Below are 12,099 nucleotides of genomic sequence, written 5' to 3' on the forward strand. Positions count from 1 at the left end.
TGAAAGGAGTTTTTACCCAGGTCGATGGCGGCGATAGCTACGTTGTTCATGAGAATGGTCTCCGATGGGCCCCTTGCGAAAGCTTAGTGAGCTATCGCAAGGGGCGGTGGGGGTAACCATTTCATTAGTGATTTTGGGTGCTTGCAGGTTGTGCGTGCACCCTCACAGGCTGGCGCGATTACTCGCCGATGGCCGCCTTGTAGCCCGCCGCGTCGAGCAGCGTGTCGAGGTCGGCGCTGTTGCTTGGCTTGAGCTTGAAGATCCACGCACCGTACGGGTCGGAGTTGAGCAGCTCGGGGCTGGCGCTCAGCTCTTCGTTGATCGCGATTACTTCGCCGGCAACCGGGGAGTAGATGTCCGAGGCGGCCTTGACCGACTCCACCACGCCCGCTTGATCGCCAGCGCCGAACACATTGCCCACTTCGGTCAGCTCAACGAATACCACGTCACCCAAGGCTTCCTGAGCATGATCACTGATGCCCACGGTCACGCTGCCATCGGCTTCCAGGCGGGCCCACTCGTGACTTTCGGCAAAACGCAGGTCGGCAGGGATATCGCTCATGTTCTGTGTCCTCAAGAAGAAATGTCAGCGGTGTTGGCCCGCCGGAAATAGTTAGATCAAGGTTTTGCCATGACGCACGAAGGTCGGTTTTACCACCCGGACCGGGTACCACTTGCCGCGAATTTCCACTTCAGCCCGGTCGGCGGTGGCCATCGGCACCCGCGCCAGCGCGATCGATTTGCTAAGCGTAGGAGAGAAACTACCACTGGTGATCTCTCCTTCGCCAACATCGGCGATACGAACCACCTGGTGTGCCCGTAAAACCCCACGTTCCTCGAGTACCAGGCCGACCAGTTTGTGCTGCACGCCGGCGCCGAGTTCGGCCTCCAGCGCGGCCCGGCCGATGAACTGACGAGTGGCCGGGGTCCAGGCGATGCTCCAGGCCATGTTCGAAGCCAGCGGCGAAACATCCTGGTGGATGTCCTGGCCATAGAGGTTCATACCCGCCTCAAGGCGCAAGGTGTCGCGCGCGCCAAGGCCAATAGGGGAAATGCCAGCGCCCACCAGATCGTTGAAGAACCCCGGTGCCTGGCTGGCCGGCATGGCAATCTCCAGGCCGTCTTCACCGGTATAGCCGGTACGGGCGATGAACCAGTCACCGTCGTACTGACCTTCGAAGGGCTTGAGTTGCTGGATCAGGGCGCCGCGCGCCTGCGTTACCAGCTCGGCAATCTTCTGCCGGGCGTGTGGCCCCTGGATGGCCAGCATCGCCAGTTCGCTGCGCTCGTGCAGTTGCACGTGATAGTCGCAGACTTGCGCCTGCATCCAGGCCAGGTCCTGGTCCCGGGTGGCGGCGTTCACCACCAGGCGGTAACAGTCTTCCAGGCGATAGACGATCATGTCGTCGACCACCCCGCCCCGCTCATTGAGCATAGTGCTGTACAGGGCACGGCCGCAGCTGTGCAGGCGTTCGACATCATTGGCCAGTAGATACTGGAGCCAGGCCTTGGCCTGGGGGCCGCTGACATCGATCACGGTCATATGGGACACATCAAAAACCCCACAGTCACGGCGCACCTGATGGTGTTCCTCGACCTGCGAGCCGTAATGCAGTGGCATATCCCAACCGCCAAAATCGACCATCTTCGCGCCGAGGGCGAGATGAAGGTCATACAGAGGCGTACGCTGTCCCATGGGTTTCTCCTTCCGGGCGTGGCGAAGGTGCGGACAGGCGCTGTCTGGTTGAAAGCCTTGAAGTAGAGGGCTTTCAGTCATTTTCAGGTACCTGGTCTGAAGGACGATCCACACCGAATGCCGCGCATTGTAGCCGCATGATGTAGGACTGGCACCTAACCGATTCGCTGGGCCGAACGCCGGATCAACCCAATCACCGGTAACAGGCCCACCAGAATCAGGGTCAAGGCCGGCAGCGAGGCCCGCGCCCACTCACCCTCACTGGTCATTTCGAAGATCCGCACGGCCAGCGTGTCCCAGCCAAACGGGCGCATCAGCAAAGTCGCCGGCATTTCCTTGAGCACATCGACGAACACCAGCAGCGCCGCACTCAGGGTGCCGGGCAGCAGCAACGGCAGATACACTTTGAAAAACAGTCGTGGCCCGCTCACCCCCAGACTGCGGGCGGCTTCCGGCAACGAGGGGCGAATCCGCGCCAGGCTGTTTTCCAGCGGCCCATAGGCCACCGCGATGAACCGCACCAGGTACGCCAGCAGCAAGGCCGACAGGCTGCCCAGCAGCAGCGGTTTGCCGGCGCCGCCGAGCCAGCTTGACAGGGGCACCACCAGTTCGCGGTCCAGGTAGCTGAACGCCAGCATGATGGACACCGCCAGCACCGACCCGGGCAAGGCGTAGCCGATATTGGCCACGCTGATCCCGGAGCGGATCGCCCGGGTCGGCGCCAGGCGGCGGGCGAACGCCAGCATCAACGCAACGCTGACGGTGATCAGCGCGGCCATGGCGCCCAGGTACAGGGTGTGCAGGATCAGCCCGGCATACCGCTCATCGAGATCGAGGCGCCCACGCTGCCAGAACCACGCCAGCAGTTGCAGCAAAGGAATGACAAACGCGCAGGCGAACACCAGGGCACACCAACTGCTGGCCGCCAACGCCTTGAAGCCGCGCAGGTGATAGAGCGCCTTGCCCCGTGGCCGTTCATTGCTCGCGCGACTCGCGCCCCGGGCGCGGCGTTCGCCGTACACCAGCAGCATCACCGCCAGCAGCAACAGGCTGGCCAGTTGGGCGGCGCTGGACAGGCTGAAGAAGCCGTACCAGGTCTTGTAGATCGCGGTGGTGAAGGTGTCGAAGTTGAACACCGAGACCGCACCGAAATCCGCCAGGGTCTCCATCAACGCCAGGGCCACCCCGGCACCGATTGCCGGCCGCGCCATGGGCAGGGCCACTCGCCAGAAGGCTTGCCAGGGGGATTGGCCGAGCACCCGCGCCGCTTCCATCAAACCCTTGCCCTGGGCCAGGAACGCCGTGCGGGCGAGCAGGTAGACGTAGGGGTAGAACACCAGCACCAGCACCAGGATCACCCCGCCGGTGGAGCGCACCCGCGGCAGGCGCAGACCACTGCCGAACCATTCGCGCAGCAGGGTCTGCACCGGGCCGGAGAAGTCCAGCAAGCCGACAAACACGAAGGCCAGGACGTAGGCCGGAATGGCAAAGGGCAGCATCAACGCCCAGTCCAGCCAGCGCCGGCCAGGGAACTCGCAAAGGCTGGTGAGCCAGGCCAGGCTCACGCCCAGCAGCGTGACGCCAACGCCGACCCCGACGATAAGGGTCAGGGTGTTGCCCAGCAGGCGTGGCATCTGGGTGTCCCACAGGTGCGACCAGATTTGCAGGTCGACGCTCTGCCACGACAGCAGCAGAACGCTCAGCGGCAGCAGTACCAGGGCGGCGACGGTGAAAACCAGCGGGTACCAGCGGCGTTGTGCGGGATGGGCCAAGGGAGGTCTCGAAAAAGGCGGAGCCGGGGGGCGAAGGCTAACAGCTTTGTTTTGTGCAGAGGAGATTGCCCCTGCGTCCCGACATTAAACCGTGTAGGAGCGAGCTTGCTCGCGATGACGGTAGCCCCGTCAACATCGATATTGACTGGGATACCGTCATCGCGAGCAAGCTCGCTCCTACAAATAGCTCGGGGGTGGCCCCCTTAATAACTCAGTTCCAGCCAGCGCGGTCCATCAGGCGAATGGCTTCGGCCTGACGCAGGCCAGCCACTTCGACCGGCAGGGTGTCCGGGATGAACTTGCCCCAGGCCTCGACTTCAGCCGACGGCTTGACGCTTGGGTTGGCCGGGAACTCCTGGTTGACGTCGGCGAAGATCTTCTGGGCTTCGGCGGTGGTCATCCACTCCACCAGGGCCTTGGCGGCTTCCGGGTGTGGTGCATGTTGGGTCAGGCCAATGCCCGACAGGTTGACGTGCACGCCACGGTCGCCCTGGTTTGGCCAGAACAGTTTGACCGGCAGGTCCGGCTTCTGCTTGTGCAGGCGGCCATAGTAGTAGGTGTTGACGATGCCGACGTCGCACTGCCCGGCGGCGATGGCTTCGAGCACGGCGGTGTCATCGGAGAACACATCGGTGGCGAGGTTGTTGACCCAGCCCTTGATGATCTCCTCGGTCTTGCTGGCGCCGTGGGTTTCGATCAGGGTCGCGGTCAACGACTGGTTGTAGACCTTCTTCGCCGTGCGCAGGCACAGGCGGCCTTCCCACTTCTTGTCGGCCAGGGCTTCGTAGGTGGTCATGTCCTCTGGCTTGACCCGGGCGGTGGAGTAGGCCAGCGTCCGTGCGCGCAGGCTCAGGCCGGTCCAGGCGTGGGACGCGGCGCGGTATTGCAGGGGAATATTGGCGTCGATCACCTTCGAGGTGAACGGCTGCAGGATGCCCATCTGCTCGGCCTGCCAGAGGTTGCCGGCATCGACGGTCAGCAGCAGGTCGGCGGTGGCGTTTTCACCTTCGGCCTTGATGCGCTGCATCAGCGGCGCTTCCTTGTCGGTGATGAACTTGACTTTGACACCGGTTTTCTCGGTGTAGGCATCGAAGACCGGCTTGATCAGCTCATCGATACGCGAGGAGTAGACCACGACTTCATCGGCGGCCTGCGCCGTGGTGCCAATCAGAGTCAGGGCGATGGCGGTCAGTAGACGCTTCGGTGCCAACATGGGAGCGGTCTCTCGATATCGGAAATGAGGCCAAATGATAAGGAGTCACATTTGCCTTCTCAACCGATCCCTCTGCGGAGGAGTTACCAGATGTTGCAGAGAGCGAAGAGGCCCACCCCACCTTTCCCCTCAAGCCTTGGCCAGCGCTGGCAAATCGCCGCTCAAGCCCAGCGCCTGGCGCACGAACAGCGCCTTGGCCTCGGGCATCTGGTCGACCAGCTTTAAACCGGTATTGCGCAACCAGCGCACGGGCAGCGGATCGGCCTGGAACAAGCGCTCGAAGCCTTCCATCGCCGCCATCAACGCCAGGTTGTGGGGCATGCGCCGGCGTTCGTAGCGGCTCAGCACCCTCACATCCGCCAACCGTTCACCCCGCTCTGCTGCCTGCAACAGCACCTCGGCCAGCACCGCGGCATCGAGGAAACCGAGGTTCACCCCCTGCCCGGCCAACGGGTGAATGGTGTGCGCGGCGTCACCGATCAGCGCCAGGCCTTCGGCCACGTAACGCTTGGCGTGGCGCTGGCGCAGGGGCACACAAAGGCGCGGATCGGCGCCGAGCACCTGACCCAGGCGCCCTTCGAAAGCGCGCGTAAGCTCGGCACAGAAAGCCTGGTCGTCCAGCGCCATCAGGCGCTCGGCTTCGCTGGGGGTGGTCGACCAGACGATCGAGCACCAGTCCTGCTGGCTGTCGCGCGCCAGGGGCAGGAAGGCCAGCGGGCCGTGATCGGTAAAACGCTGCCAGGCCGTCATCTGGTGTGGCCGGGCGCTGCGCACACTGGTGACGATGGCATGGTGCAGATAATCCCATTCCCGGGTTGCCACCCCGGTCAAGCGCCGTACGGCCGAGTTGGCGCCATCGGCGGCGATCACCAAGGGGGCGCGCAAGGTCCGGCCGTCGGCCAGGGTCAGCAGCCAGTCGTCGCCGGAGCGTCGCATCTGCTCCAGACGCGCATTGGCCAGCAGGCCCAGGTCGCAGTCGTGCAGGCGATCGAGCAACGCATCCTGCACCACCCGGTTCTCGACGATGTGCCCCAGGACCTCGGCGTGCACGCTGGCGGCGCTAAAGTGAATCTGCCCGGTGCCGCTGCCGTCCCACACCTGCATGTCGCAATAGGGACTGCTGCGGCGCCGCAGCACACCGTCCCACACCCCCAAGCGCTCGAGGATGCGTTGGCTGGCGGCCGACAAGGCGCTGACTCGCGGCTCGAAGGCCGATTGCCCATCGAAGGGTTTGACACTCATCGGGCTGCCGTCGAGCAGCAGGACTTCCAGGCCACTGTTCTGGAGGGCCAGTGCCAAGGCACTGCCGACCATCCCGGCCCCGACAATCAGCAGATCTGCGCGCATTTCCATGCTTTAAGCCTGTCTCGCTTGCGGCTTGAGCCGCACATAAAGGGTTTTTTCGACCCGGGCTACCAGGGTGCCAGCGCCGTCGTGAATGTCGACCCGCAGTTGCGGCAGGTATTTCTCGCCACTGGCCGTCTGCTCGCGGATCTCGTCGAGCAAGCCCTGGTCAATGCTGAAACGGGCGAACACCGGGCCTTTGCCAGGCGAGATGAAGTCGATGTCGGCGGACTTGTCCCAGACGATGTAATGGCGTCCCAGGTTTTCCATCAGCATCAACATGAAAAATGGGTCGACCATCGAGTACAGGCTGCCGCCGAACTGGGTGCCGACGTAATTGCGGTTGTACCAGCCCAACCCCATGCTCACCTGCACCTGGCGAAAGTCATCGCTGATATGGCGCACCCGCACGCCCGCGCCGAGGTACGGCGGGTAGAACCCCATGAACCAACGCAGCAACCGCGCTTTGCCCAGCCGGCGGGTCAGCCACTTAACCATCGGCCCGGGTTCCCAACCCCATGGCCTGGCGGGCGAACCAGCGCTTGGCCGGCGGCAGCAGGTCGAGCCCTAGCAGGCCCAGGTTGCGGCCCAGGGACACCAATGGCTGGGTGCTGCCAAACAAGCGGGTGACCTGGTCGGAGAACCCCACGGTGAGGTTCTGGTCCAGGCGCTGGCGCTCGCGATAGGCCTGCAAGGTGGCGAAGTCGCCCGCCGGCTGGTCACTGGCAAGCAAGGCTTCGGCCAGGGCCTGGGCATCGCGCAGCGACAGGTTGAAGCCCTGCCCGGCAATCGGATGCAGGCTGTGGGCGGCGTTGCCGAGCACCGCCAGGTGCGGGCGTACCTGCTCCTCGGCCTCGATCAGCGACAGCGGGTACAGATGCCGCGCGCCCACTTGCTTGAGCGTGCCCAGGCGATAGCCGAACACACCCTGCAATTCACTGAGGAAACTGCGTTCATCCAGCTGGGCCAGGCGCTGTGCGTCCATGCCCAGGCGAGTCCAGACCAGCGCACAGCGATTTTCCGGCAACGGCAACAGGGCCATCGGGCCGTCATCGGTGAACCGTTCGAACGCCATGCCGTTGTGGGCTTCGCTGGGTGTGATGTTGGCGATCAGTGCGCTCTGGTTATAGGGACGCTTCTTGACGCCGATCCCCAACTGCTCGCGCAACCCCGAGCGACCGCCGTCGGCCAGTACCGCGAGGTCGCACTCAAGGCAAGTTTCATCGTTGAGGGTCAGGCGGTAGCCGTCCACCAAGGGTTCCATGCGCGTGACCTCGGCCGGGCAACGCCAGGTGATCACGTCCTTGTCCAGGCCCTGCCACAGGCATTGGCCGAGCCAGGCGTTTTCCACCACGTAACCGAGGGCCGGGACGCCCTCCTCCATGGCGGACAAGCGGGCGGTGGAAAACCGTCCGCGGTCAGAGACGTGGATCTGCTTGATCGGCTCGGCCCGGCGGGAGATGTCCTGCCACAGGCCCAGGCGCTGGTAGATCTGCCGGGCGCCGAAGGATAACGCCGAGGAACGCGCGTCGTAGCTGGGCTGGTAGCTGTCGCCGGGCGCGAAGGGTTCGATCAGCACGATCTTCCAGCCACGGGCCTTGGCCCCGGCCTGCAGGGCCAACGCCAGGCTGGCGCCCACCAGCCCGCCCCCGATAATCGCCAGGTTGACCCGGCTCATGCCACTTGGGCCCGTGCCGCGGCCATCAAGGCCTCGATCTCGGCGACTGTCTTGGGTACGCCACGGGTCAGGATTTCACAGCCTTGCTTGGTTACCACCACGTCATCCTCGATGCGCACGCCAATGCCGCGCCATTTCTTCGCCACATTCAGACTGTCCGGGGCAATGTAGATGCCCGGCTCGACGGTCAAGGCCATGCCGACTTCCAGCACTCGCCATTCACCGCCCACCTTGTACTCACCCACGTCGTGCACATCCATGCCCAGCCAATGGCCGGCGCGGTGCATGTAGAACGCCTTGTAGGCTTCGCTGGCGATCAGTTCGTCAACGTCGCCCTGCAACAGTCCCAGGTGCACCAGCCCGGCGGTAATCACCTGGACCGTCGCCTCATGGGCCTGGTTCCAGTGCTTGTTCGGCGCGATCTGGGCAAAGGCGGCTTCCTGGGAGGCCAGCACCAGTTCGTAGATCGCCTTCTGTTCCGCGGTGAACCTGCCGTTGACCGGCCAGGTGCGGGTGATGTCGCTGGCATAGCAGTCGATTTCACACCCAGCGTCGATCAACACCAGGTCACCGTCCTTGAGCAGCGCGTCGTTCTGCTGGTAATGCAGGATGCAGCTGTTGCGCCCGGCGGCGACGATCGACCCGTAGGCCGGCATTTTCGCCCCGCCCTTGCGGAACTCGTAATCCAGCTCCGCTTCCAGGCTGAATTCATGCAGCCCGGCACGGCTGGCCTGCATTGCACGAACATGGGCCTGGGCGGAAATCCGCGCCGCCTCGCGCATGACCTTCACTTCTGCCGCCGATTTATACAGGCGCATGTCATGCAGCAGATGATCCAGGGCAACAAATTCGTTCGGCGGCTGGGCACCCAGGTGTGCTTTGGAACGGATCACGTTGATCCAGTCCATCAGATGCCGATCGAATTCCGGATTGCTGCCCATGGCCGAGTAAACCCGGTCACGGCCTTCGATCAGGCCCGGGAGGATGTCGTCGATGTCGGTGATCGGAAAGGCGTCGTCGGCCCCGAAGTCGCGAATCGCGCCTTCCTGGCCGGCGCGCAGGCCATCCCACAACTCGCGCTCGGCGTTGCGTTCACGGCAAAACAGCAGGTATTCGCCGTGCTCGCGGCCAGGCATCAAGACGATGACGGCTTGAGGCTCGGGGAAACCACTGAGGTACTGGAAGTCGCTGTCCTGGCGATACACGTGCTCGACGTCACGGTTGCGGATCGCCACGGCGGCGGCCGGCAGGATTGCGATGCTGTTGGGTTCCATCTGCGCCATCAGCGCCTTGCGCCGGCGCGCGTATTCCGACTTCGGGATATGGATCATGGGCAGATGGGGATCCTTTCTTAGTGCAGCGACGGCTTGGGTGCAGCCGGCTCAACCGGTTTTTTGGTCTCGGCGAACAGCAGCAGCGGCGCAACGCGCAGGTATTCCATCACTTCCATGTAGTCGCTTTCGCCGTCTTCGGATTCTTCCAGGGCATCTTGTACCTGGGAGATGGCAGCGAGGTCCTGCAGCACTTCCCGAGCATCGGTGCTCAGGTCCAGTCCGGAGGCGTTGACGCCGAAGCCGTGGAGGAAGCCCTGGCACCATTGGCCCAGCGCAGCGGCACGTTCGGTGAGTGGCGCGTCGTCGGTTGGCAGTAGCAGGACTACGGTGACGTCGTCGCCCGTCAACTCGCCCTTGACCATTGCCTGCAGGCCGATCAGCGCGTTGCGTACGTTCTCGGCAGGCTCGGTCTCCAGCAGTTCGGCGACGTCAGCCAGCCAGTTGTCGGCGTCGAAGCCGACACCGGTGCAACTGCGGCCCAGCAGCACGCCGTGAAGCTCGGCAGGGGAGCAAGGATGGCCGCTGGTGCTCAGCAGGGTGGCAAAGGCGTTATACGGGGAATTCGGATTGGTCATGGGCAGCTAGGCGCCAAGCGGCGCTATGTCTAGAATGAAGGCCTTGTATCCTACATCGACAGACTCGCCAAGACTATTAAAGGCTGTCCGCCAGTTACCGCCCATCAGACAAAAACCGTGGAACGCTATGGAAGACACCGACCTGCAAGCGCTGATGGCCAGACTCGAACTGCTAATTACCCGGGTCGAGCAACTTAAGGGCCAAAACGGACTCTTATTAGCTCAGGAAAAGACCTGGCGCGAGGAACGCGCGCACCTCATTGAAAAAAATGAAATCGCCCGGCGTAAGGTCGAATCGATGATTTCGCGCCTCAAAGCCCTGGAGCAAGACTCATGAGTTCAAGCAATAGCGTTACCGTGCAGATTCTCGACAAAGAGTATTCGATCATCTGCCCCCAGGAAGAGCGCAGCAACCTGGTGAGCGCCGCCCGTTACCTGGACGGCAAGATGCGCGAAATCCGCAGCAGCGGCAAAGTCATCGGTGCCGACCGGATTGCCGTGATGGCCGCCTTGAACATCACCCACGACCTGTTGCACAGCCAGGAACGACCGGACGTGCAGGCCAGCGGCTCGACTCGCGAGCAGGTGCGCGACCTGCTCGATCGCGTGGATCTGGTGCTGGCCACCGATCCGGATGTCAGCAAAGGCTGATTCCTTGGGGTGGTTGCGGTATACTCGCGCCACTCCCTGGGGTGCTTGCCAGTTGACGATGTCCCTGAGCCGATTCGCACTACCCTGGAGGTTGCACGTTGGGCTGGTGTGCATGTCCGCTAGACGGAAAGCCTTAAAGCCTACTGCATCTTCCACCTTGAACTTTCGGGTTCAAGGGCTAAGTCAGCAGCGGTTCATCCGGGGAGCCTGATTCAAGCCGATGCCAGCCCACGCTGGCATCGGCTTTATTACGCGGCCACCGTGCTGGTGCCCTCGCCACTCGAACAGCCCATGACGATGACCGAACCTGCGCCGCTTTCCCGCCCGCAACTTCGACGCAAGCTGCGCCAAGCCCGCCGCGCACTGACCGCCAGCCAGCAACGCCAGGCCGCCCAAGGGCTGTATCGGCAACTGGCCCAACACGCGCTGTTCCGCCGCGCCAGACACCTCTCCCTGTACCTGCCCACCGACGGTGAAATCGATCCGCGCCTGCTGCTGCGTGCGGCGCAGCGTCGGGGCAAGGCGACCTACCTGCCGGTGCTCAGTGCATGGCCACGCACCAAGATGGTGTTCCAACGCATTCGCCCGGGTGAAAAGCTGCGGCCCAATCGCTTCCGCATTCTCGAACCACGAGCCAATCCGGCACGCCAGCGCAAGGTCTGGACCCTGGACCTGGTGCTGCTGCCCTTGGTCGGGTTTGATCAGGAGGGTGGACGCCTGGGCATGGGCGGCGGTTTCTATGACCGCAGCCTGGCTTACCTGGCGCGGCGCCAGAGTTGGCGCAAGCCAACGCTGTTGGGCCTGGCCCATGAATGTCAGAAGGTCGCGAAGCTGGATCAGGCGAGCTGGGATGTGCCGTTGCTAGGAACGGTGACTGACCGCCAGTGGTATGTCGCAGATTCGCTGGCCGGGACGCCTGTTGCGTGAAGATCAGCGCTTGAAGGGTTGGATCTGTTGCGCGAGCTCGAGCGGGGCATCGGTTTTGTTCGCCCACAGGCTCTGCGCGTAGCCGGTGGTTACCACACCCAAACCGAACACTATGACCAGAATCCAGAGTAAATCCGGTTTGCGTTTCATCGATTGCCCCCCTCAAGGCATTTCACACACGATGTCAGCAGCGGCGTCCGTTACAGGCCGTGCTTGCCGCGTCTTGCTTAAAAGTCCGGCATTTTGCGGTAACGTGAGGCGACACGCAAACGCTGGCGTCAACCGACCGTCGGTTTGTCATGTATTTGCCGCCCCCCCTTTGCGCCCCCCTCTTCTGGAGCAAAAAACATGGCCTATTGGCTAATGAAATCCGAGCCCGACGAGCTCTCGATCAAAGACCTGGAAAAGCTCGGAAAAGCCCGCTGGGATGGGGTTCGCAACTATCAGGCACGCAATTTCCTGCGGGCCATGGCTGTGGGTGACGAGTTCTTCTTCTATCACTCCAGCTGCCCGGAACCGGGCATTGCCGGGATCGGCAAGATCGTCGAGGCCGCCTACCCGGACCCGACGGCCCTGGACCCGCAAAGCCACTACCACGACCCCAAGGCCAACGCCGAAAAAAACCCCTGGAGCGCGATCGACGTCGCGCACGTGGCAACCTTCGCCACGGTGCTCAAGCTCGATTACCTCAAGCAGCAAGCGGCATTGGCCGAAATGCCCCTGGTGCAAAAAGGCAGCCGGCTGTCGGTAATGCCGGTGACTGCCGAGCAATGGGCGGCAGTGCTCGCCTTGCGCTGAGCAGCAGAACCCGACGGTCACGCCCGCAGCGGATGCATAAGCCCCCGGTACGGGTTAGGCTGGCCTTTCATTTGACGGGCATCAAGTCGCCACTGCGCCGGAGCCGTCAGA

Annotated in this window: 14 protein-coding genes and 1 other RNA gene; 5 read left to right on the forward strand and 10 right to left on the reverse strand. The window is 63.3% G+C overall.

From position 1 onward, the window contains the following. Positions 1-178: 178 nt before the first annotated feature. The 9 genes from gcvH to AACY45_RS09610 form a co-directional block, all read right to left on the reverse strand. The gene (gcvH, locus tag AACY45_RS09570) at positions 179-562 is read right to left on the reverse strand and encodes a glycine cleavage system protein GcvH (RefSeq protein ID WP_182342808.1); all 384 of its coding nucleotides are present in this window, start codon (positions 560-562) and stop codon (positions 179-181) included. Positions 563-613: 51 nt separating this feature from the next. Next, complete coding sequence (gene gcvT, locus AACY45_RS09575; protein ID WP_339545242.1) at positions 614-1,696, reverse strand: glycine cleavage system aminomethyltransferase GcvT; 1,083 nt, start codon at positions 1,694-1,696, stop codon at positions 614-616. Positions 1,697-1,851: 155 nt separating this feature from the next. After that, the gene (locus tag AACY45_RS09580) at positions 1,852-3,468 is read right to left on the reverse strand and encodes an ABC transporter permease (RefSeq protein ID WP_339545243.1); all 1,617 of its coding nucleotides are present in this window, start codon (positions 3,466-3,468) and stop codon (positions 1,852-1,854) included. 211 nt (positions 3,469-3,679) lie between these two features. Then, positions 3,680-4,681 (reverse strand): extracellular solute-binding protein, encoded by a 1,002-nt coding sequence (locus AACY45_RS09585; RefSeq protein ID WP_339545244.1) that lies wholly within the window; start codon positions 4,679-4,681, stop codon positions 3,680-3,682. Positions 4,682-4,810: 129 nt separating this feature from the next. Then, positions 4,811-6,028, reverse strand: coding sequence for a 2-octaprenyl-3-methyl-6-methoxy-1,4-benzoquinol hydroxylase (locus AACY45_RS09590; RefSeq protein ID WP_339545416.1), 1,218 nt, complete (start codon positions 6,026-6,028; stop codon positions 4,811-4,813). Positions 6,029-6,037: 9 nt separating this feature from the next. Next, positions 6,038-6,523 (reverse strand): DUF4442 domain-containing protein, encoded by a 486-nt coding sequence (locus AACY45_RS09595; RefSeq protein ID WP_339545245.1) that lies wholly within the window; start codon positions 6,521-6,523, stop codon positions 6,038-6,040. Beyond that, positions 6,516-7,703 carry a 2-octaprenyl-6-methoxyphenyl hydroxylase gene (gene ubiH / locus AACY45_RS09600; RefSeq protein ID WP_339545246.1) on the reverse strand — a complete coding sequence of 396 codons (1,188 nt, stop codon included), beginning with the start codon at positions 7,701-7,703 and terminating at the stop codon, positions 6,516-6,518. Before ubiH ends, AACY45_RS09595 begins: the two co-directional genes overlap by 8 nt. Continuing rightward, complete coding sequence (gene pepP / locus AACY45_RS09605; RefSeq protein ID WP_339545247.1) at positions 7,700-9,034, reverse strand: Xaa-Pro aminopeptidase; 1,335 nt, start codon at positions 9,032-9,034, stop codon at positions 7,700-7,702. Before pepP ends, ubiH begins: the two co-directional genes overlap by 4 nt. Before the next feature lie 20 nt (positions 9,035-9,054). Beyond that, positions 9,055-9,612: a YecA/YgfB family protein gene (locus tag AACY45_RS09610; protein WP_339545248.1), complete on the reverse strand. Its 558-nt coding sequence runs from the start codon at positions 9,610-9,612 to the stop codon at positions 9,055-9,057. 127 nt (positions 9,613-9,739) lie between these two features. Here AACY45_RS09610 and AACY45_RS09615 point away from each other — a divergent pair, with 127 nt between their 5' ends. The 4 genes from AACY45_RS09615 to AACY45_RS09630 all read left to right on the forward strand — a co-directional run bounded on the left by AACY45_RS09615 (position 9,740) and on the right by AACY45_RS09630 (position 11,190). Then, positions 9,740-9,949: a TIGR02449 family protein gene (locus tag AACY45_RS09615; RefSeq protein WP_058413757.1), complete on the forward strand. Its 210-nt coding sequence runs from the start codon at positions 9,740-9,742 to the stop codon at positions 9,947-9,949. After that, positions 9,946-10,263, forward strand: a complete 318-nt coding sequence (locus AACY45_RS09620; RefSeq protein WP_095164733.1) for a cell division protein ZapA — start codon at positions 9,946-9,948, stop codon at positions 10,261-10,263. The genes AACY45_RS09615 and AACY45_RS09620 overlap by 4 nt, the downstream gene beginning before the upstream one ends. A 30-nt stretch (positions 10,264-10,293) precedes the next feature. Continuing rightward, positions 10,294-10,472, forward strand: a non-coding RNA gene (gene ssrS / locus AACY45_RS09625) — 6S RNA. An 88-nt stretch (positions 10,473-10,560) separates the two neighbouring features. Further along, positions 10,561-11,190, forward strand: a complete 630-nt coding sequence (locus AACY45_RS09630; protein ID WP_339545417.1) for a 5-formyltetrahydrofolate cyclo-ligase — start codon at positions 10,561-10,563, stop codon at positions 11,188-11,190. 3 nt (positions 11,191-11,193) lie between these two features. Here the strand turns inward: AACY45_RS09630 and AACY45_RS09635 are convergent, their stop codons facing one another. Continuing rightward, on the reverse strand, positions 11,194-11,340 hold the full coding sequence (locus AACY45_RS09635; RefSeq protein WP_339545249.1) for a hypothetical protein: 147 nt from the start codon (positions 11,338-11,340) through the stop codon (positions 11,194-11,196). 198 nt (positions 11,341-11,538) lie between these two features. Here AACY45_RS09635 and AACY45_RS09640 point away from each other — a divergent pair, with 198 nt between their 5' ends. After that, positions 11,539-11,988 carry an EVE domain-containing protein gene (locus AACY45_RS09640; protein WP_339545250.1) on the forward strand — a complete coding sequence of 150 codons (450 nt, stop codon included), beginning with the start codon at positions 11,539-11,541 and terminating at the stop codon, positions 11,986-11,988. Positions 11,989-12,099: the final 111 nt, after the last annotated feature.

The sequence above is a fragment of the Pseudomonas sp. RA_35y_Pfl2_P32 genome (genome assembly GCF_963970735.1).
GTDB lineage: Bacteria > Pseudomonadota > Gammaproteobacteria > Pseudomonadales > Pseudomonadaceae > Aquipseudomonas.

Bases quoted from the DNA above. Each gene is read 5' to 3' on its own strand.
- AACY45_RS09640 (WP_339545250.1), top strand. From the start codon at position 11,539: ATGGCCTATTGGCTAATGAAATCCGAGCCCGACGAGCTCTCGATCAAA.
- ubiH (WP_339545246.1), bottom strand. From the start codon at position 7,703: ATGAGCCGGGTCAACCTGGCGATTATCGGGGGCGGGCTGGTGGGCGCC.
- pepP (WP_339545247.1), bottom strand. From the start codon at position 9,034: ATGATCCATATCCCGAAGTCGGAATACGCGCGCCGGCGCAAGGCGCTG.
- AACY45_RS09615 (WP_058413757.1), top strand. From the start codon at position 9,740: ATGGAAGACACCGACCTGCAAGCGCTGATGGCCAGACTCGAACTGCTA.
- AACY45_RS09595 (WP_339545245.1), bottom strand. From the start codon at position 6,523: ATGGTTAAGTGGCTGACCCGCCGGCTGGGCAAAGCGCGGTTGCTGCGT.
- AACY45_RS09585 (WP_339545244.1), bottom strand. From the start codon at position 4,681: ATGTTGGCACCGAAGCGTCTACTGACCGCCATCGCCCTGACTCTGATT.
- AACY45_RS09630 (WP_339545417.1), top strand. From the start codon at position 10,561: ATGACCGAACCTGCGCCGCTTTCCCGCCCGCAACTTCGACGCAAGCTG.
- gcvT (WP_339545242.1), bottom strand. From the start codon at position 1,696: ATGGGACAGCGTACGCCTCTGTATGACCTTCATCTCGCCCTCGGCGCG.
- AACY45_RS09610 (WP_339545248.1), bottom strand. From the start codon at position 9,612: ATGACCAATCCGAATTCCCCGTATAACGCCTTTGCCACCCTGCTGAGC.
- AACY45_RS09635 (WP_339545249.1), bottom strand. From the start codon at position 11,340: ATGAAACGCAAACCGGATTTACTCTGGATTCTGGTCATAGTGTTCGGT.
- AACY45_RS09590 (WP_339545416.1), bottom strand. From the start codon at position 6,028: ATGCGCGCAGATCTGCTGATTGTCGGGGCCGGGATGGTCGGCAGTGCC.
- AACY45_RS09620 (WP_095164733.1), top strand. From the start codon at position 9,946: ATGAGTTCAAGCAATAGCGTTACCGTGCAGATTCTCGACAAAGAGTAT.
- gcvH (WP_182342808.1), bottom strand. From the start codon at position 562: ATGAGCGATATCCCTGCCGACCTGCGTTTTGCCGAAAGTCACGAGTGG.